The 18,545-nt window shown below is 44.0% G+C and carries 18 protein-coding genes and 1 pseudogene; 4 read left to right on the forward strand and 15 right to left on the reverse strand.

Features of this window, described 5'->3' with window-relative positions; all coding sequences use genetic code 11:
- Positions 1 to 268 precede the first annotated feature (268 nt).
- A complete protein-coding gene (dapA, locus tag E5355_RS09065; protein WP_136010106.1) occupies positions 269 to 1,162 on the reverse strand; it encodes a 4-hydroxy-tetrahydrodipicolinate synthase in 894 nt (297 codons plus the stop codon).
- A gap of 103 nt (positions 1,163 to 1,265) precedes the next feature.
- Positions 1,266 to 3,263 (reverse strand): NAD-dependent DNA ligase LigA, encoded by a 1,998-nt coding sequence (ligA, locus tag E5355_RS09070; protein WP_136010107.1) that lies wholly within the window; start codon positions 3,261 to 3,263, stop codon positions 1,266 to 1,268.
- An 89-nt stretch (positions 3,264 to 3,352) separates the two neighbouring features.
- Between ligA and trmD the strand changes: the two genes are divergently transcribed.
- The gene (trmD, locus tag E5355_RS09075) at positions 3,353 to 4,030 is read left to right on the forward strand and encodes a tRNA (guanosine(37)-N1)-methyltransferase TrmD (protein ID WP_136010108.1); all 678 of its coding nucleotides are present in this window, start codon (positions 3,353 to 3,355) and stop codon (positions 4,028 to 4,030) included.
- A gap of 93 nt (positions 4,031 to 4,123) precedes the next feature.
- On the opposite strand, the gene E5355_RS09080 is transcribed toward trmD, so the two are convergent.
- The 5 genes from E5355_RS09080 to E5355_RS09100 form a co-directional block, all read right to left on the reverse strand.
- Positions 4,124 to 5,035 carry a dihydroorotate dehydrogenase gene (locus tag E5355_RS09080; protein ID WP_136010109.1) on the reverse strand — a complete coding sequence of 304 codons (912 nt, stop codon included), beginning with the start codon at positions 5,033 to 5,035 and terminating at the stop codon, positions 4,124 to 4,126.
- On the reverse strand, positions 5,023 to 5,799 hold the full coding sequence (locus E5355_RS09085) for a dihydroorotate dehydrogenase electron transfer subunit (protein WP_136010110.1): 777 nt from the start codon (positions 5,797 to 5,799) through the stop codon (positions 5,023 to 5,025). The genes E5355_RS09080 and E5355_RS09085 overlap by 13 nt, the downstream gene beginning before the upstream one ends.
- Positions 5,800 to 5,917: 118 nt before the next feature.
- Positions 5,918 to 6,379: a helix-turn-helix domain-containing protein gene (locus tag E5355_RS09090; RefSeq protein ID WP_136010111.1), complete on the reverse strand. Its 462-nt coding sequence runs from the start codon at positions 6,377 to 6,379 to the stop codon at positions 5,918 to 5,920.
- 866 nt (positions 6,380 to 7,245) lie between these two features.
- A complete protein-coding gene (gene holA / locus E5355_RS09095) occupies positions 7,246 to 8,265 on the reverse strand; it encodes a DNA polymerase III subunit delta (RefSeq protein WP_136010112.1) in 1,020 nt (339 codons plus the stop codon).
- A gap of 37 nt (positions 8,266 to 8,302) precedes the next feature.
- Entirely contained in the window at positions 8,303 to 9,079 is a 777-nt protein-coding gene (locus E5355_RS09100; RefSeq protein WP_136010113.1) for an AMP nucleosidase, read from the reverse strand.
- A 65-nt stretch (positions 9,080 to 9,144) separates the two neighbouring features.
- Between E5355_RS09100 and E5355_RS09105 the strand changes: the two genes are divergently transcribed.
- Complete coding sequence (locus E5355_RS09105; RefSeq protein ID WP_136010114.1) at positions 9,145 to 9,594, forward strand: type I restriction enzyme HsdR N-terminal domain-containing protein; 450 nt, start codon at positions 9,145 to 9,147, stop codon at positions 9,592 to 9,594.
- 39 nt (positions 9,595 to 9,633) lie between these two features.
- Here the strand turns inward: E5355_RS09105 and E5355_RS09110 are convergent, their stop codons facing one another.
- From E5355_RS09110 to E5355_RS09145, 8 genes and pseudogenes are all read right to left on the reverse strand, one after another.
- The gene (locus E5355_RS09110; protein WP_136010115.1) at positions 9,634 to 10,524 is read right to left on the reverse strand and encodes a CblA family class A beta-lactamase; all 891 of its coding nucleotides are present in this window, start codon (positions 10,522 to 10,524) and stop codon (positions 9,634 to 9,636) included.
- A gap of 56 nt (positions 10,525 to 10,580) precedes the next feature.
- A pseudogene (locus E5355_RS09115) lies at positions 10,581 to 10,832 on the reverse strand (hypothetical protein); the annotation flags it as partial.
- Positions 10,833 to 11,004: 172 nt separating this feature from the next.
- The gene (locus E5355_RS09120; protein ID WP_136010116.1) at positions 11,005 to 11,787 is read right to left on the reverse strand and encodes a porin family protein; all 783 of its coding nucleotides are present in this window, start codon (positions 11,785 to 11,787) and stop codon (positions 11,005 to 11,007) included.
- 25 nt (positions 11,788 to 11,812) lie between these two features.
- Positions 11,813 to 12,979, reverse strand: coding sequence for a PCMD domain-containing protein (locus E5355_RS09125; RefSeq protein WP_136010117.1), 1,167 nt, complete (start codon positions 12,977 to 12,979; stop codon positions 11,813 to 11,815).
- A gap of 145 nt (positions 12,980 to 13,124) precedes the next feature.
- Positions 13,125 to 13,964 (reverse strand): zinc ribbon domain-containing protein, encoded by an 840-nt coding sequence (locus tag E5355_RS09130; RefSeq protein ID WP_136010118.1) that lies wholly within the window; start codon positions 13,962 to 13,964, stop codon positions 13,125 to 13,127.
- Positions 13,965 to 13,969: 5 nt separating this feature from the next.
- Positions 13,970 to 15,064 carry a Nif3-like dinuclear metal center hexameric protein gene (locus E5355_RS09135; protein ID WP_136010119.1) on the reverse strand — a complete coding sequence of 365 codons (1,095 nt, stop codon included), beginning with the start codon at positions 15,062 to 15,064 and terminating at the stop codon, positions 13,970 to 13,972.
- A 126-nt stretch (positions 15,065 to 15,190) separates the two neighbouring features.
- Complete coding sequence (locus tag E5355_RS09140) at positions 15,191 to 16,000, reverse strand: ABC transporter permease (protein WP_136010120.1); 810 nt, start codon at positions 15,998 to 16,000, stop codon at positions 15,191 to 15,193.
- 11 nt (positions 16,001 to 16,011) lie between these two features.
- Positions 16,012 to 16,635 (reverse strand): ABC transporter ATP-binding protein, encoded by a 624-nt coding sequence (locus tag E5355_RS09145; RefSeq protein ID WP_136010121.1) that lies wholly within the window; start codon positions 16,633 to 16,635, stop codon positions 16,012 to 16,014.
- A gap of 93 nt (positions 16,636 to 16,728) precedes the next feature.
- Here E5355_RS09145 and E5355_RS09150 point away from each other — a divergent pair, with 93 nt between their 5' ends.
- Both E5355_RS09150 and E5355_RS09155 read left to right on the forward strand, forming a co-directional pair.
- On the forward strand, positions 16,729 to 17,265 hold the full coding sequence (locus E5355_RS09150) for a ferredoxin domain-containing protein (RefSeq protein ID WP_136010122.1): 537 nt from the start codon (positions 16,729 to 16,731) through the stop codon (positions 17,263 to 17,265).
- 138 nt (positions 17,266 to 17,403) lie between these two features.
- Complete coding sequence (locus E5355_RS09155; RefSeq protein ID WP_136010123.1) at positions 17,404 to 18,519, forward strand: agmatine deiminase family protein; 1,116 nt, start codon at positions 17,404 to 17,406, stop codon at positions 18,517 to 18,519.
- Positions 18,520 to 18,545 lie beyond the last annotated feature (26 nt).

Consider the following 18,545-nt stretch of genomic DNA (forward strand, 5'->3'; position numbering starts at 1 on the left):
TATGTAGGGGGCGATTAGAATTCATGGGATTGATATTGCTTAATTTAACCGCAAAGATAATTCACTTTCGCGTATTAACATAATATACCCACAGGGTTTTCGGACTGATCCCTTATCTGCAGACTGGTTTTGGATTATATTGATAATACAGGCGCATAGGAAAAAAGAAGAAGTTAATTTCGTGTTTTCACGAAATTAACTTCTTGCATATCTGATATTAATATGTTGTATACTGGAAATTAATATCTTATAAGGGCGGTATAAGGCCTTAACATTTAATGTTCAATTCATCCAGAATCTTGCGCATAGCTTCGAAAGTGGTGATTCTGGTCGGCACCAATGGCAGACGGAGCTTGTTCTCAATCATTCCCATTACGTTGAGCATGGCTTTTACTCCGGCAGGGTTACCGTCTACAAACAGAAGCTTGAATAATTCGGCAAATTTGTGGTGAATGGTCAATGCATTGGCGTAGTCTCCTTGCAGTGCCAGGCGTACCATACGGCTGAACTCACGTGGGAACGCGTTTCCGATGACTGAGATGATACCGACGGCCCCTAGGGTAATCAGAGGGAAGGTAATACCGTCATCACCTGAAATAACGTCGAAATTGGCCGGTTTGTTTTTGATGATGTCATCCATCTGCGTGATGTCGCCCGAAGCTTCTTTGACGGCTATCACATTCTTGAAATCGCGTGCAATGCGCAGGGTTGTTTCCGCCTTCATGTTCACACCGGTACGACCGGGGACATTATAAAGCACAATCGGCAAATCAGTTGCTTCCGATATGGCCTTATAATGCTGATATATACCCTCTTGCGAGGGTTTGTTGTAATATGGAACAACGGAAAGAACAGCATCTACTCCGGTGAAATCGTCATTTTTCAGTGTTTCCACTATGGCACGGGTGTTGTTTCCGCCTACGCCCAGCAGGATGGGAATTCTTCCGTTCACCCGCTCGATGACCATTTTCTTGATTTTCTTTTTCTCCTCTTCGGTCAGAGTCGGAGTTTCTGCTGTGGTGCCGAGTACGCACAAAAAGTCGGTATTGTTTTGAAGTTGATAGTCTATCAAACGCATCAACGCATCGTAGTCAACGCTTTCATCCTCTTTAAATGGAGTAATCAGCGCTACCCCCATTCCTTTCAATCTTGTCTGTATCATGAGTATTATAAAGTAATCTCTAATTAAATGACTCGCAAAAGTACGAATTTTTTCGATTTACCCTACAAATATAAGCCATAAAAAAGCTTTTTGTGGAAATTTGTTAGGATATCAATGTCAAAAACTCATCTTCGCTCATAATCTTAACTTCCAGTTTCTGTGCTTTCTCCAGTTTGGCAGGTCCCATATTTTCTCCGGCCAGGATAAAGCTGGTTTTGGAGGAGATGCTGCCGACGTTTTTTCCACCGTTTTTTTCAATCATCTCTTTGTATTCGTCCCGTGAGTGATGAGTGAATACGCCGCTGATGACGATGGACTGACCCGCCAGTTTGTCGGTGTATCCGCTGAGGTCTTCTTCCGTCCGGTGGAGTTGCAGGCCGTTTGCTTTCAGCCGTTCCACCAGCTCTCTGTTGGCGGGATTGGAGAAATAAGTTATGATGCTCTGCGCTATTTTTTCACCAATTTCATCGATGTTTTTCAGCTTTTCGATATCCGCGTTTTCCAGCTCTTCGATGTCCGTAAAGGACTTGGCTATTTTCTTGGCAACCGTTTCTCCCACGAAGCGTATGCCCAGTGCAAAGAGTACTCTTTCGAATGGCACTTCTTTACTTGCCGCGATACCGTTGACTATGTTTTCTGCCGATTTTTCGCCCATTCGTTCCAGGTTTTTGATGTCGTCGGTTTTGAGCTGGTATAAATCTGCAGTATCGTTTATCAGCCCTAATCGGTAGAACATATCTACGGTTTCAGGTCCCAGTCCGTCTATATTCATGGCTTTGCGGCTGATGAAATGCTCTATCTTCCCTTTAATCTGCGGAGGGCAAGCGGTTTCATTAGGGCAATAGTGGGCTGCTTCTCCTTCAAAACGTATCAGTTTACTGCCACATTCGGGACAATGAGTGATGAACTTCACTTTTTCACCGATAAGCATACCGCGGGCATCCTTATCGACTCCGGTTATTTTTGGGATGATTTCACCGCCTTTTTCCACATACACCATGTCGCCTATATGCAAGTCCAGTCCTTCGATAATATCTGCATTGTGCAGAGAGGCACGTTTCACAATGGTGCCGGACAGTTGCACGGGGTCCAGATTGGCAACCGGAGTCACTGCACCGGTACGTCCTACCTGATAGGTGACTTTGTTCAGCCGTGTCAGTGCACGTTCTGCCTGAAATTTGTATGCGATGGCCCATCGGGGGGACTTCGCTGTGAATCCCAAATTCTTCTGTTGTTTTAAACTGTTGACTTTTAACACAATACCATCAGTAGCCACCGGAAGATTCTTACGTTCTGTATCCCAATAATTGATATATTCGAAGACTTCCTCCAGGCTGTGGGCTTTTCTGGTGTGCTCTGATGTTTTAAATCCCCAGCTGGCGGCGGCTTGCAGATTCTCGTAATGGCCGTCACAGGGCAATTCCTCTCCCAATAGATAGTAGAGATAAGCATCCAGCTTTCTGGATGCTACGATAGCGGAATTCTGCAATTTCAATGTACCGGAAGCAGCATTGCGCGGATTGGCGAAAAGCGGTTCCTCACGTGCTTCCTTTTCCCGGTTCAGTTCTTCGAAGACCACCCAGGGCATCAGAATTTCCCCTCTGATTTCGAATGATTTAGGATAATTCCCATGGAGTACCAGCGGAATCGTCCGGATTGTCTTCACATTATCCGTCACGTTATCGCCCTTTTCACCGTCGCCACGGGTGACGGCACGCACCAGTTTGCCGTCCTCGTAAGTCAACGAGATGGAAGTGCCGTCATACTTCAGCTCGCAGCAGATTTCAAAATCTTCGTTCAGTGCTTTCTTTACCCGTTCGTAGAAGTCGGTCACTTCACTTTCGGAATAAGTGTTTCCTAATGAAAGCATGGGATATTTGTGTGCCACTTGTGTGAAATTCTTGTTCAAATCACTTCCTACACGCATCGTGGGCGAATTATCATCTTGGTATTCAGGATGTTCTTTCTCTAACTCTTGTAGCTCGCGCATGAGGTCGTCAAACTCCTTATCGGATATTTCAGGAGCATTCAGCACATAATAATTGTAGTTGTGCCGGTGTAATTCCGCACGAAGCCTGTCTATTTTTTCTTTTACAGTCATAGGGTTTTCGGATTGTTTGAACGCAAAAATACGGGTTTCTCCCCGAATATTTGTACTTTTGCAGCTTGAAATAGCTAAAATAAAGTTATATGCGCATTGACATTATCACAGTTTTACCGGAAATGATTGAGGGATTCTTCAACTGTTCCATTATGAAACGTGCTCAAAATAAAGGGCTTGCAGAGATATGTATACATAATCTTCGTGATTATACAGAAGATAAGTACCGTCGTGTAGACGATTATCCGTTTGGCGGCTTCGCCGGAATGGTGATGAAAATAGAGCCGATAGAGCGATGCATCAACGCTCTGAAGGCTGAGCGGGATTACGACGAGGTTATCTTTACTACCCCCGACGGTGAACAGTTCAATCAGCCGATGGCAAATACTCTTTCCCTTGCCCGGAATCTCATCATTCTCTGCGGGCATTTCAAAGGGATAGATTACCGGATTCGCGAACATCTCATCACGAAAGAAATCAGCATCGGCGACTATGTGCTGACTGGTGGAGAACTGGCGGCGGCCGTCATGGCAGATGCCATCGTCCGCATCATTCCGGGAGTGATTTCCGATGAGCAATCTGCACTTTCAGATTCCTTTCAGGACAATCTGCTGGCAGCGCCGGTCTATACGCGTCCCGCTGACTACAACGGATGGAAGGTTCCTGATATTTTACTTTCCGGACACGAGGCAAAAATTAAAGAATGGGAGCTGCAACAGTCATTGGAAAGGACTCGTAGACTGCGTCCGGATTTGTTGGGAGAATAAGTCTACTGATGTAAATAAAAAGAAAAAGGACATTCGTTGACGAATGTCCTTTTTTATGAATATATATGGCGAATGACGTTCTCTTGTTATTCACTATACCTCAAGTGCACCGATAATGTCCTTTACGGACTGATAACCGTGTCTGTCGAGATAGTCATTTATTCCTTCTGCCACTTTCACCGTAACCGTGGGATCTATGAAGTTTGCCGTACCAATCTGGATGGCAGAGGCACCTGCAAGCATGAATTCCACAGCATCTTTCCAGTTCATGATACCTCCCAAACCTATGACGGGGATTTTTACTGCTTTGGCTACTTGCCATACCATACGTAAGGCAATGGGTTTTACGGCTGCACCGGACATACCACCGGTTACAGTGGAGAGCATGGGACGCCTGCGTTCCGCGTCTATAGCCATTCCCAGCAGGGTATTGATGAGGGAAACGCTGTCTGCGCCGCCATTTTCGGCTGCACGGGCTATTTCGGTGATGTCGGTAACGTTCGGTGAGAGTTTTACGATAAGTGTCTTTTTGTAAACTGAGCGCACGGCTTTTACTACTTCTTCTGCTCCTTTGGCAGTAACTCCGAATGCCATTCCGCCTTGCTTCACATTGGGGCAAGAAATGTTCAATTCTATGGCAGGAATTTTGTCAAGTTCATTAATAATGGCTGCTGTTTCGGCATAGTCTTCGATGGCAGACCCCGAAACATTCACAATCATGTTGGTTTGAATATCTTTAATGTGAGGATAGATGTGTTCGACAAAGTAATGAACGCCCTTATTCTGTAGTCCTACAGCGTTTAACATACCTGAAGGAGTCTCTGCCATACGCGGATACGGATTGCCTTCACGTTTGTGAAGGGTAGTTCCCTTTACAATTATACCACCTATTCGCGATAGTTCGATGAAATCGGCGAATTCTTCACCATATCCGAATGTTCCGGATGCAGTCATCACCGGATTATTCATTTGCAATTCGCCAATATTTACACTTAAATCTGCCATAATAGTTTGTTTATATTAAAAACCGGACCTTCTTTACATACGCACAAATGGCCTTCCGTGGTATTTTCCACGCAGCACAGACAAGCACCTATACCACACGCCATCGTATTCTCCAAAGATACTTCGCAACTGATGCCTTTACTTTTGGCATACTTTGCTACTGCCATCATCATCGGTTTCGGACCGCAAGTATATATCTGCTCGAAGCACACCTTATCTAATATGGAGTGTTGCGTTACATATCCCTTTTCTCCATGGCTGCCATCCTCAGTAGTGGTATATACCTCGCCATAGGCGGCAAACTGTTCCAATTGAAGCAAGTCTTTGTCACTTCTGGCACCCAGCAGGAATGTTGGCTTGCAGCCTTTCTTGGCAAGCTGTTCGCCTAAATATAACATAGGAGCTGTTCCTACACCTCCACCCACCAGCAAGAGCTTGTCTGAGGGTTTTTCAGGCATTGTGAAGCTGTTTCCCAGTGGAAGCACTACATTGATTATATCGCCTGCTTTTGCTTCGCCTAGTCGCTTGGTTCCGTTGCCTACAAGTTGGATTAAAAACCAGACTTCATTCCGTTGTCTATCTACATAATTGATGGAGATGGGGCGGCGTAAGAAAGTGGCAGGCGAGCCGTCCACGCGAATCTCTGCAAATTGTCCCGGCAACATTTCCGGAAGCGGGGACGGAGAAGTCAGCTTCAGCAGCACGTAGTTGGCGTGTAAGCGGAGGTTCTCCGTCACTGTCAGATCTAAAATATACTTTTTCATATCTATAAAGAGGGATGTTTTTCTTTTCGGATGCAAAGATAATGTAAACCGAGTGTAGAATAAAATGAACCCGTTTCTTTTTTATGCCGGGGCGTTAGTCTATTTCCATTCTCATTCTTCAATTTTCCGGTTTGAAAGTCTCGTAGGTATTATCATCAAAAAAAATTCTTATTTCAGTGATTTCTCTGGGAGGTCTTTCTTTGTATATAATCTCTTGTTTTACAATTTCTTTAGGCGTTTTTGAGGATGTTTCTAATGCAATTTCCGTGCGATTCTCAGTTTCATCCAGCCCGTTGGTCAGATTTTCCGGATTCTCAGCAAATAGAGGATAGTCGAATCCATCATTTTCGGGTGAGTCCGGATTATTACTCATATTGCCTTGGCCGGTAAGCAGCCACTCCAAGTTTATATCATTGTAACGTTGATGCAATCGGAGAATAACTTCCGTACTTGGATATTTGTTACGCGGACCCAAGATGTGGGAAATGGTGGCTTGGGCCACACCGATGCTCTCGGCAAAAGCTCCTGCTGTCAGTTTCTCTCGGTCCATAACCATTTTGAATCTGTCTTTTATGCTCATGGCTTATGTGTTTATTACAATTGTATATGATAATTATTGGATTACAAAAGTAAAAAAACAGCGCCATAAAAGCAAATTAAAAATGTAATATTTTATATTTCACAAATGAAATACTATTATTACAACATTAATTATTACAAATGCTATAGTAGGAATAATGAGCAAAATAGATATTTATTCAAGGTTTAATAAAATAATATATATGTATGGCTATTAGAGGTATTATGCTATATTTATTTGGCATAAAATCCTATATTACATTTGTTTTTTGCCAATCCTTCGTATTATATAATCTGATAATTTGATAAAATAATATATATTATTGATATTTGCATAGTTATATATTATAAACTAGTAGGTTAACCCCTACTCTATTATTTTTGTAAATCATTAGTTTACGACATTAAATATCGTATATTACATTTGTATTTTCAAATGTAATATCACAATTGTTATATAATATTTTTAAATGTAGTGATTATGTAATGTCATATATTTACAACAGTAAATACTTGTAGTTGCAGATTACAACTATCGTACTCATGAAAAGCATGACAGATTCTTTTTATACCGATTTAAAGTCAGAGTGATTTTTACATTCCTCCTTACTAAGAAGAAAAAATGTGACATGAATAAGAAAATAAGATTCTCTCTTTATTGTCTGTTCTTCAGGATTTGAATCCTCGCCTTATTTCCGCATAAGTGGTCGATTCGTCGTGAAAAAATAATTCTCAAGGCTTATAAATGAGTGTAGTATATTGTGAATATGAGAGTTATCTCTTATTCTCTTGTCTGTATTGAAGGATGAAATAGAAAAAAGGGGGATAAATCCCCCTAAAAATAACAGAATGGTAGCAAATCAGTCGTTAGTGTAGAATCTTAAAGACCAGTTCCCGGAGGATATCTCCATCGCTTAGAGAGGAATTTCCTACTCCTTTGGATTTGGCATCTGAATATCGAATCTCTCCAATTATCTGCATGGTCTTTACACCGCTATAGCGACGCATGGCACTTAGGTATTCGCGAGACTGCCAGGGAGTTTTCAAGCCTATGAAGCCAGCAATGCCCTGCTCTGTTTTTTCGGGGGCATAGTATGCCAACATCAAGTTGGAGAAGAAACCGAAAAGTAAAGATAAAGTCATTTGAATAGGGTTTGTTTTCGGATTTTCTTCAAAATATTTTATTATTTTATTGGCCTTTAGTATATCTTTTTCTACGATTGCACTGCGAAGTTCAAAGTTATTATAATCCTTGCTGATTCCGATGTTGCGTTCTATCTGTTCGGGGGTGACGCGTGTCTGACCTTTTGGAAGAGTTATAATCAGTTTTTCCAGTTCTCCCGTAAGGCGGCTGAGGTCCGTACCTACGAAATCGGCAAGCATGGAGGTGGCTTTGGGTTCCAAGTCTACACCTTTGCGCTTCATGTATGAGGTGATGAATGCCGGCAACTGGGCATCCTTCACCTTCTTGGATTCGAACAAGACCCCCACCTTTTCTATTTCGGCAGCCAGTTTCTTCCTTCTGTCCAGTACTCCATGTTTGTGGCATAGGACAAGAATAGTGGAATTCAACGGCCTTTGCAGGTAGTATGAAAGCTCTTCCATGTTGCGGATGGCTTGTGCCTCCTTTACAACTACGACTTGGCGTTCGGACATCATCGGATAGCGCTTGGCCGCATTGATGACGGTAGCTATATCCACGTCTGCACCGTAAACTACGGTCAGGTTGAATTCCTTTTCGGTGTCAGTGAGAACGTTATCTGTGATATAGTCGGAGATGAGGTCTATGTAATACGATTCCTCGCCCATAAGATAGTAGATGGGGCGATATTGCTTGGCTCTCAGCTCCTTTAGAATATCATCACATGTGGTTTCTTGTTTTGCCATATATAAAGTAAAAGTGCTACGGGATGCCCATAAGGGACTACCAGTCGAATTTCAAGTGTTTTACGGTTTTTTTCTCATCAATAATCATGCGCAGGGATGCAATGCCGATTTCAACATGCTCATTTACATAGTTCTGGGTAACCAGATTGTCGCTCTTGTCGGTTTTTACACCTTCCGGAATCATCGGTTGGTCTGAAACCAGCAGAAGGGCTCCCGTGGGAATATGATTGGCAAAACCACAACTGAACAAAGTCGCTGTCTCCATATCAACGGCCATGGCACGGGTTTTCTTCAGATATTCCTTGAATACCTCGTCATGTTCCCAGATGCGGCGGTTGGTGGTGTATACGGTACCGGTCCAGTAGTCGCGAGCATAGTCGCGGATGGCAGAAGAAACGGCGCGTTGCAACATAAATGCCGGGAGTGATGGAACTTCGGGTGGGAAGTAGTCGTTGGAAGTACCCTCGCCACGGATGGCGGCTATGGGAAGGATAAGGTCTCCTATTCTATTTTTCTTGTCTATGCCGCCACACTTACCTAGGAACAGACATGCCTTGGGTTTGATGGCGCTTAACAAGTCCATGATAATGGCGGCATTAGGGCTTCCCATGCCGAAGTTGATGATGGTCATTCCTTCCGCACTGGCAGATATCATGTTGGCATCTTTACCGAAAATGGGAACATTGAACTTTTCTGCGAAAATCTCTACGTACTTGTTGAAGTTGGTCAACAGAATGTACTCTCCAAAATCCTCCAGGTTACGTTTTGTGTAACGGGGCAGCCAATTGGCTACGATTTCTTCTTTTGTTTTCATAAGATTTCATTAAATTTGTGTTCCCGAAAGACGGGGAACCATTATTTAACTTACAAATGTAGTAAATGTTATCGTTAAACCTACCAGCATTCGATACTAAAATTGCCGTAAGAGACGGAAAAAATGTTATTTTCGATGTAATCCGTCGTCGTTATGTCGCCTTGACACCCGAAGAATGGGTACGGCAGCACTTCGTTCACTTTCTTCTTGTTCACAAGGGGTATCCGCAAGCGCTTATGGCAAATGAGGTGCAGGTACAGCTGAACGGTACAAAGAAACGCTGTGATACAGTGCTCTATCGGCGTGACCTCACTGCCCGGATGATTGTGGAATACAAGGCCCCCGAAATAGAAATCACCCAAAAGGTTTTCGACCAGATTACTCGCTACAACATGGTGCTGAAAGTGGATTATCTGGTTGTCAGCAACGGGCTTCAGCATTATTGTTGCCACATAGATTACGAGCATAACAGCTATACTTTTCTGCAAGATATACCCGAGTATCAAAATTTATAGGAGGAGCTGACGATAGCCTCCTTGTTTTTCTTATCTATCTTATCTCATCGCATCGTATACCATGCGTGATATGCGAGCGATGATGTCCGCATTGTCCTTGTCCGTCTCGTATGAGTCCATGACGAAGGCGGCAATGTAGTATTTCCGGCCGTCGGGAAGGATAACGAGTCCGGCATCATTATCCGCAGTTTTCATGCCGTCGGCATTGCGGTCGGAAGAGCCGGTCTTGTGTCCTACCATGGTTTGGGCTGGCAACATACCTTTCAGTTTGTTGGCACCGGTTTCAGTATCTATCATGGTCTGCCATAAGAAGTCTTTCAGCTCCTTGTTGGAGAACAACTCTTTTTCATCGGCCGTTCTCAGTAGTCGGACCATAGCGGAAGGAGTACTCCAGTTGCGGTATACAGCCTCGAAACTGGAGTGCATGTCATCTTCTGTTTCCGAGAGGTTGAAGGAGTCGATACCCAACCTGCGGATATAGTCATTGATATATTTAATACCTCCTACATATTCTATCAAGATGTCACAGGCATTGTTGTCGCTTTGGGAAATACTGTATTGCATCAGTTTCCTAAGCGTAATCGTAAAATCCTGATTGGGGAATTTCTTCCGAAGGGGGCTGTAGGTATTGGGCAGCATTTGGGATGCCTTTATGGAAACAATGCTGTCCAGACTGATTCCCTGCTTGTCCATCTTGTCCAGTACGGCCAGTGCCACATGGAATTTGAATACACTAAGCAAGGGGAAGTGTACATGGTCGTTATATCGGAGCATATCTCCTTTGTCTGTCCATACGGCTATACCGACGGTGGCTTTCTTGTCTTTGAGTAGACTGTCAATCTGGTTTTCAAGTCTTGATACTTGCAGTGGTCGGATGGCGGTAGCCATGCAAGCGAACAAAGCAAGTATCGTGATGAAATATGCTTTCATGCTTTCAATATTTTATGGGTACGACAAAAAGTCAGCATACAAAGATACATTTTTTGTTATGAATTCCTCTTTTTGCTGCCGAACTTTTCCTGCAACTTCTGCATCAATTCGTAGAAATTCGGGATATAGACCGTGGCGAGCAAGGTATTCAGCGCCATATCGAATACTACGGCACCTTCCCGGTGCGATGCGTTTTCCCGCTCCTGCTCGAGTTGTAAAAAGCTGCGAGCGGCATGACTCCGAATGCAAGCGATGCTATCAGGATAGGTCTGCAGGCAGATATGCTCTGTCTGGAACGCCGCATCGCGGTTGGCTTTCTGTGCCATAGCCGCAGGGCATAGGCATAATATGAGCAACGCAGTGCTCCAATCTTTTATATTCATAAACAAATAAAGGTTTAGGTAGTTATCTTTTTATGGGATTGATAACAACCTAAACCTCTATTTGTTTATGAGTATTTACTCTGTATACCCGAGTATCTTAGAAGGCATACCCGAATCCTACATTCAAGTAGATGGGATACATGGCAAAGGTAATGGTATTGAAATCTTTCTTGAAAATATCATTCAATCCCCATGTAAGGTCGGCAAATACATTCAGATGCTTGAAGGCACGCCAGTCTACGCCGGCTTGTAAACCCCATGCAAACTTGCGCAAGTCATCCGAAAAGTCGTAAGTGGCAATGGCACCGTCGGAGAAGTTGACTTTCTTTCCGGTAGGATTACCTTCACGCAAATAGCCTTCATATACATGTCCGGAAAATTCCTCATCCATCAGATATGAGACATATATACCTGCCTTGGCCCGCAATCGTGAGTCAATCTTATATGCTCCAAGCACGGGGACGGTAATGTAAGCATTGCGCACTTTGGTTTTCACTCCTCCCGTCCAGTTGCCTTTCAAGCGGTTACCGTCATTTCCTATGATTTCCATGCCATAGTTCTTTACTGTCGCTTTGGTAATCATATTTTTGGTTTCCAGTCTTACACCGGTAATTACTCCCCATTTTTTAGTTTTTCCCAACCACTTGATGGCATTTCCTTCCAGCATAAGAGCTAAAGTAGGATTGTAGGCATCGATACTCCGTATTTCTACGGGCAATGGAAGCGGAGAAGTGCCGCCGATACTGACACCGGCCCTTATTTCATATTCCCAACCGTGTAGAGCGGCGTTTATAAGCGTACGGTTCTGGTTTTCTTGAGCGTATAAAGCAGTCTGCATACATCCCACCAGTACGATAAATGCTACTATTTTCTTTATCATGTTGTATTCCAATTCTATATGATTCTTATTCGTAAATCAGTTCCACTTCGTCTATAAGTAAAGTGCTTCCGGGCGCACCTTCAAAAGTTGCCCCGTCCTTGCTGGATGCAAAAACGATACTTAGTTTATATTTTCCTTTTGCCAGCTTGGTTTCATCTATTTCTTTTCCATATCTCCGATAATCAAAAGGAATGTCGAAAGACTCCCAATCATCAGTTTCGTGTGGATTGGATATTAAAGCCAAAGCTACCATATTGGGGTGTTCATAATTCTGGTTTGGCAGATTTCCATCCAATATTATTTCTGTAGCTTCCCCTGCCTCGTTGTAACTTTCGCCTTCGTAAAAGATAGCATAGATGTTCATCACATCTTTACGGTCGGTGTATCCGCCGTTTTCATAAAAACGTTCACCGGCTTTGTACTTGTACCAACCTTTTAGACGTGAGGGCTTATAACAGAAAGGAGTGCCGAAATGTGTGGCTTTCAATGGGCTGGTGAGAGCATTCGTCATATCAAACTCACCGATAAACAAATTTCCGGCAGCTATCGGCATACCTACCATTGCTCCCAGAGAGCCGGTAAGCCGAGTTTCTAATTTGGCACACTTTCCGTTTTTACCATTGTTATATTGTGACGTAGGGTAATTTTCAGTAGCTGATGAACTGGCTGCCCAGTTGAATCCTTCATTTCCACTGGCCCATGTCAGTTCCAATCCGTCTTGTTCTTCATAGAACTCCTGATATTTGTATTTGGGGACAATTCCATTGATAAGTCGTATGTCTTCAAAATGGAATTCATTGGGTATGTCTGATACCGATTGTTCGCGTACATCGATGGAATATACTCGCTGCCAAGCCTTGTTCTCGGAAGTTACGGTATACTTTACCCTTTTTCCGTCAGAGAAATCGTGTTCACTACCACTTTCCGGACTAATGGTAGCGCCTGGCGTCAACTCAAACAGGGGGGATAGTTTGTTTAAAGGAGTGCCCTCTTTTACTTTTACTAATATGGGGTAGGCCTGCAGATTATCATTGTAAGATGGATTTAAATTGAAACGAGCGCTTGCCAGCACATCTTCTTCGAAAAAAATACCTGTTATATCAGCTTCAGCATTGGGTGCTTCATCTTTTATGCACGATGCCATCAATATTCCTAAAAGTGAATAAAGTATGAATAATTTGTTTTGTCTCATGCTTTTTTATTTAATTCTATTAATTTTTTGATGAGCAAAACTACACCTTTTTTCTTTAACTATAGAGTTTTATGAGCTTATTTAACAAAAAAACGGCAATAGAGGTCTTGACTATTGCCGTTTTTCATGTAAAAATGTTCTATTTTTAATTATCTGAGCCGATATGTACGATTTTTCTTTTTGCTCTTACTGGCTTTTCCTTTACAACTTCCACTTTCTGTTCGGGAGTTATGCCTGCCAGTTCCGGGTCAATCATGATACGGCCACAATATTCGCAAACGATGATTTTCTTACGTGAGCGGATGTCCAATTGTCTCTGAGGCGGAATCTTGTTGAAGCAACCACCGCAAGCATCGCGCTGTACATATACGATACCCAGTCCATTGCGTGAATTCTTACGAATACGTTTGAAGGACTGAAGCAGACGGGGTTCGATTTTTGTTTCCAGTTCTTTGGCCTTGTCTCTCAGCTTCTCTTCCTCTTGCTTGGTTTCGGAAATAATCTCGTCCAGTTCACTCTTCTTAACGTCAAGGTCTTTTTGTCTTTCTTCCAGCGCAGTAGCACTTTCTGCCACTTCCTGAGATTTTTCTTCCTCTTGTGCGGCAAATTCCTTGATACGCTTTTCGCAGAGTTCGATTTCCAATGTCTGGAATTCGATTTCCTTGCTCAAGAAGTCATATTCGCGGTTGTTGCGCACGTTGTCCTGCTGGTCTTTATATTTAGCTACGGAAGCCTTTGCGGTTTCAATTTCAACTTTCTTTCCTGCGATGGAGGATTTCAACTCGGATACTTCTGCCTTGATTCTGTCTATACGGGTACTCAGACCGGCTATTTCGTCTTCCAAGTCCTGTACTTCCAGTGGAAGTTCACCTCTCAACGTCTTGATTTCATCGATTTTGGACAGCATTGTCTGCAATTGGAACAAAGCTTTCAACTTCTGTTCTACGGTCAATTCCTGAGAATCTTTTTTTGCTTCTTTAGCCATTTTACTTACATGTATTTTATGGGGTTTGTATTCACCTTGGTCATCTGGACCTCAAAATGAGGAAACAAATCCCGGATTATTGTATAAAATATTTCTTTCGTATATTGCTCACTTTCATAATGCCCTATTTCAGCCAATAATATATCGGTATCATGTTCGAAATAGTCATGGTATTTTATCTCGCCAGTGATAAAGACATCTGCACGGTTGCGGATGGCAAGCGGCATTAGGAAAGCGCCGGCACCGCCACATAATGCAACAGTCTGTATTTCCCGCCCGAGGAGTTTGTTATGTCTGAGACACCCTACTTCGAAGGTTTTCTTTATCCGTTTCAGGAACTCAAGCTCTGTCTCCGGTGTTTCCAGTTCACCAATAACACCGGCTCCGGCTTGTGGCCATGAGTTTTGCAAGGGATAAATATCATAGACCGGTTCTTCATATGGATGTGCCGCAAGCAGTGCCTTGACAGCTCCCGCTTTTTTGTAGGCGGGTATGATTGTTTCAATACGCACTTCCCGTTCGGTATGCAGCTCCCCTATCGCTCCACAGTATGGGGTGGCACCTTCCCTGGCACGGAATGTCCCCTCGCCTTCCAGATTATAACTGCACGAATCATAATTACCGATATTGCCACATCCGGCATCGAACAAGGATTTCCGTACTTCTTCCGCTTGGGCAGTCGGTACAAATGTGGTCAGCTTTACCAGCGCATTTTCCTTGGCTTCCAGGATACGAACATTTCTTAAACCTATTTTTTCGGCAATTTTGAAGTTCACTCCTCCCCGCGCATTATCCAGGTTGGTGTGCGCAGCATAAACAACGATGTCATTCTTGATGGCTTTCAAGATACAACGTTCCACATAATCCCTGCCCGTGATGGATTTATACCCTTTGAAAATGAGAGGGTGATGTGATATAACCACATTATACCCCAATGCAATGGCTTCATCCAGTACAGCTTCAGTAACGTCAAGACACAACAAAGCCCCTGTTGCTTCCACATCTGTCAATCCGATTTGCAGGCCGGCATTATCAAATCCGTCTTGCAATGGCAGAGGCGCGAACCGTTCAAGGGCGCTTACTAATTCCTTAATTTTCATTGTGAACAGAAAATTTGGTTGCAAATATAGTAAAAAGCAATGGATTAAAAAGAATTCCAGTTTAAAAAAAGTCTTGTAGGCTGTATATTTATATATAATTGAACTATTTTTGTGGGTACAATATGGTTATTTATGCTCCTTTTTTCCCTTCTTCTCCACCATCACCGGCAGTAGCTTGCCGTAAGCATCAAACGACTTGCGGGAAGCCAAAGAGATTGTAATCATCAGTGACAGCATGGAGGCGGTAAAGGTGATGACCATGATCATCATCTGATATTTGATGGCCACATTCGGGCTGCTACCACCCAATATCTGCCCAATCATGGTTCCCGGAAAAGCAACCAGCCCCATCACGGATATATTGGCAATCAGCGGACTGAAGGATTTGATGATGGCTTGGCGGATGAAGGGTGCTTGTGCCTCTGCTCTTGTGGCGCCATTGCCGAGAAGATACCGGTAAAGCTGTTGTTCCCGTTTCAGTCCGCTATAATAGGTGTTGAGGGCTATGACGTTACTGGATAGCATGTTACCCATCAATATGCCGAAAATAGGGATGAAATACCGGGCGCTGAATACGTTTTCCACTCTCAGTACTATTCCGATAAAGTACAAGCCTACACATACTACACTGCATAAGAAACCTGTAGAGATGGGCAGGAGCAGAATCTTCCTCTTCAATTGCGTTCGTGCCAATGCCGTCTGCGATGCTACGAATATCATGACAATTACCCATAGAAAGTTTATCCACGGGTTATCCCACAAGAAGAGATAGTTCAGGTATATGCCGATGAAGAACAGCTGGACAATCATGCGTGCCGTACCTATCACAGTAGCGCGCAACAGTCCGGTCTTGAACTTCCAGATGTAAAACAGCGGTATTAATAATAGCAATAATCCGATGCCCAGGCTGAGGTATGATATATCTATGGTTCCCAATAGTGTGTATGTTATTTCATGATTATATGTCGGTCACATCCGTTGGCGAATCTTTTGTCATGGGATACGGTCAGTATGGCACTTCCATTTTCTGTCTGCCTGCGGAAGAAAGAGAGCACTTTTTCCGCGGAACCGGAGTCGAGAGCGGAAGTCGGTTCATCGACAATGGTCAGTGGTTTGCCAATCATTGAGGCTACGGCTATCATCATCCGTTGGCGCTGGCCTCCGGAAATTTCGTTTACCCGTTTGTAATATAACTCCCGCTCCAGACCCAAATCCTCGAAACATGCAAATAAGCGGGTTTCAGAAAAAGGCGTGCCCCGGTTTGCCTTTAGACCGAAGGGCAACTGTACCATGTCCTTTACCCACTCCAGCGGCAATGCCAGTTCTTGTGGAATCCATGCAGTCTGCTTACGGACAACGTCGACGTTTCCTTTATCCAGCAGAATGCCGTCTAATACGATACGTCCTTCTTTTAACGGGGTAAACCCAAGTATGGCATTCAGCAGTGACGATTTACCGCATCCCGAAGGGCCGGAGATACTGGCTATCTCTCCCCTTTCCAATTGCAGGTTGAAACCCGAGAAAAGTATATCGTTGCCGTAGGCGATACTGGCATTTTCTATTTGCAGCATGGCGTTCCTTTTAATCTTTCTGTATTGCAAAGATAGTGCAAAAAAATATTTGTGCTATCTTTGACGCACTAATTAATTCAGGAAAGAAAGACTATGATACAGAATGAACGTGATTGCCGCCATGAACATGTGCTTGACGTGGCAAGACAAATGCTGATTGCTGCGCGCACGGCACCGAAAGGAAAAGGTATTGATGTGATTGAAGCTGCGCTGGTTACGGGTGAAGACATTAAAAAGCTGTCTGAAAAGATGGTCGCTATGGTTGAAGAGCACGGTATGAAGTTCTTTCTCCGTGATGCGGACAACATTTTGCAGGCTGAATGTGTAATTATAATAGGTACGCGCGAGCAGATGCAAGGTTTGAATTGCGGACACTGCGGTTTTCCCACTTGTGCCGGTCGTCCGGAGGGAGTGCCTTGTGCCTTGAATACGGTGGATGTAGGGATAGCCGTAGGTTCGGCTTGTGCCATGGCTGCCGATTTGAGGGTGGATACCCGTGTGATGTTTTCTGCCGGACTTGCCGCCCAGCGTTTGGATTGGCTGAAAGGATGCAAGACTGTTTTTGCCATTCCGGTGAGTGCATCCTCCAAGAATCCGTTCTTCGACCGGAAACCGAAGGAAGATAAGTGATAATTGACGAGTAGAGGTTTGTAATCATAGAGTAGAGGTTTAGAAGTCTGAAGTAGAGGTTTGGCAATTCTAAACCTGAGGTTTATTCTCCCTCTCTCTGCTAACTTAAAAAGTAACGAATTAGAAAAGATAAATAATATGGGATATTTTGTAGGAATTCCATTGGGTGGTGCAACGGAGAAAGACTGTCAGGTGCGTTTTGGCAAGAATATGAGCTTTCAGGTAGAGACACGTGCTCCCCACTTGCCTGCCGAATGGGCCTTGCAAAGCGGCATACAGCTTACATGGCCTCATGCGGGTACGGACTGGGCCTATATGTTGGACGAAGTGCAGGAATGTTTTGTTGCCATTGCCCGCGAAATAGCCGCGCGGGAGACATTGCTGATTGTAACTCCGGAACCGGATGAGGTGAAGAAACAGATTCTCGACAGGGTAAATATGGAAAATGTCCGTTTCCTGAAGTGTGAAACGAATGACACTTGGGCACGCGATCATGGAGCTATCACCCTATTGGATGCTGACGGTGTATCTCTGCTCGACTTTAAGTTCAACGGATGGGGATTGAAGTTTGCATCCGATAAGGATAATTTGATTACGCGTCGTGCAGTAGAGGCAGAAGTGATGAAAGGAAAGTATGTAAATCGCTTGGGGTTTGTCCTTGAAGGCGGTTCCATCGAAAGTGACGGCATGGGTACGTTGCTTACCACCTCCGAATGTCTGCTTTCCCCTAACCGGAACGGACAGATGAACCGGGTGGAAATTGAGGAATATCTTCGTTCCGTCTTTCACCTGCAACGCGTCCTTTGGCTGGACCACGGTTATTTGGCAGGTGACGATACGGACAGCCATATAGACACACTGGCCCGTTTCTGCCCTGCCGACACGATAGCCTATGTGCAATGCAAGGATGTGGATGATGAGCATTACGAAGAACTGCATCGCATGGAGGAGCAACTGAAGACTTTCCGTACGTTGAAGGGGGAACCTTACCGTTTGCTGGCTCTGCCCATGGCCGATAAGATAGAAGAAGAAGGGGAACGGCTTCCCGCCACTTACGCTAATTTCTTGATTCTGAATGATGCAGTGCTTTACCCCACTTATCGCCAGCCGGAGAATGATGCCTGTGCAGGGGAAGTGCTGCGGGAGGCTTTTCCCGGTTATGAAATTATTGGGATAGATTGCCGTGCTTTGATTAAGCAACACGGCTCTTTGCATTGTGTTACCATGCAATATCCCATAGGGGTGTTGAAGTAATGTCGATTATACATAGTAAAACGTAA

It is taken from the genome of Bacteroides muris (ex Afrizal et al. 2022) (genome assembly GCF_004793475.1).
In the GTDB taxonomy this organism is placed as follows: Bacteria; Bacteroidota; Bacteroidia; order Bacteroidales; family Bacteroidaceae; genus Bacteroides; species Bacteroides muris.

Coding starts and splice junctions, on each gene's coding strand:
- dapA (WP_136010106.1), bottom strand. CDS start 1,162: ATGATACAGACAAGATTGAAAGGAATGGGGGTAGCGCTGATTACTCCA.
- ligA (WP_136010107.1), bottom strand. CDS start 3,263: ATGACTGTAAAAGAAAAAATAGACAGGCTTCGTGCGGAATTACACCGG.
- trmD (WP_136010108.1), top strand. CDS start 3,353: ATGCGCATTGACATTATCACAGTTTTACCGGAAATGATTGAGGGATTC.
- E5355_RS09080 (WP_136010109.1), bottom strand. CDS start 5,035: ATGGCAGATTTAAGTGTAAATATTGGCGAATTGCAAATGAATAATCCG.
- E5355_RS09085 (WP_136010110.1), bottom strand. CDS start 5,799: ATGAAAAAGTATATTTTAGATCTGACAGTGACGGAGAACCTCCGCTTA.
- E5355_RS09090 (WP_136010111.1), bottom strand. CDS start 6,379: ATGAGCATAAAAGACAGATTCAAAATGGTTATGGACCGAGAGAAACTG.
- holA (WP_136010112.1), bottom strand. CDS start 8,265: ATGGCAAAACAAGAAACCACATGTGATGATATTCTAAAGGAGCTGAGA.
- E5355_RS09100 (WP_136010113.1), bottom strand. CDS start 9,079: ATGAAAACAAAAGAAGAAATCGTAGCCAATTGGCTGCCCCGTTACACA.
- E5355_RS09105 (WP_136010114.1), top strand. CDS start 9,145: ATGTTATCGTTAAACCTACCAGCATTCGATACTAAAATTGCCGTAAGA.
- E5355_RS09110 (WP_136010115.1), bottom strand. CDS start 10,524: ATGAAAGCATATTTCATCACGATACTTGCTTTGTTCGCTTGCATGGCT.
- E5355_RS09120 (WP_136010116.1), bottom strand. CDS start 11,787: ATGATAAAGAAAATAGTAGCATTTATCGTACTGGTGGGATGTATGCAG.
- E5355_RS09125 (WP_136010117.1), bottom strand. CDS start 12,979: ATGAGACAAAACAAATTATTCATACTTTATTCACTTTTAGGAATATTG.
- E5355_RS09130 (WP_136010118.1), bottom strand. CDS start 13,964: ATGGCTAAAGAAGCAAAAAAAGATTCTCAGGAATTGACCGTAGAACAG.
- E5355_RS09135 (WP_136010119.1), bottom strand. CDS start 15,064: ATGAAAATTAAGGAATTAGTAAGCGCCCTTGAACGGTTCGCGCCTCTG.
- E5355_RS09145 (WP_136010121.1), bottom strand. CDS start 16,635: ATGCTGCAAATAGAAAATGCCAGTATCGCCTACGGCAACGATATACTT.
- E5355_RS09150 (WP_136010122.1), top strand. CDS start 16,729: ATGATACAGAATGAACGTGATTGCCGCCATGAACATGTGCTTGACGTG.
- E5355_RS09155 (WP_136010123.1), top strand. CDS start 17,404: ATGGGATATTTTGTAGGAATTCCATTGGGTGGTGCAACGGAGAAAGAC.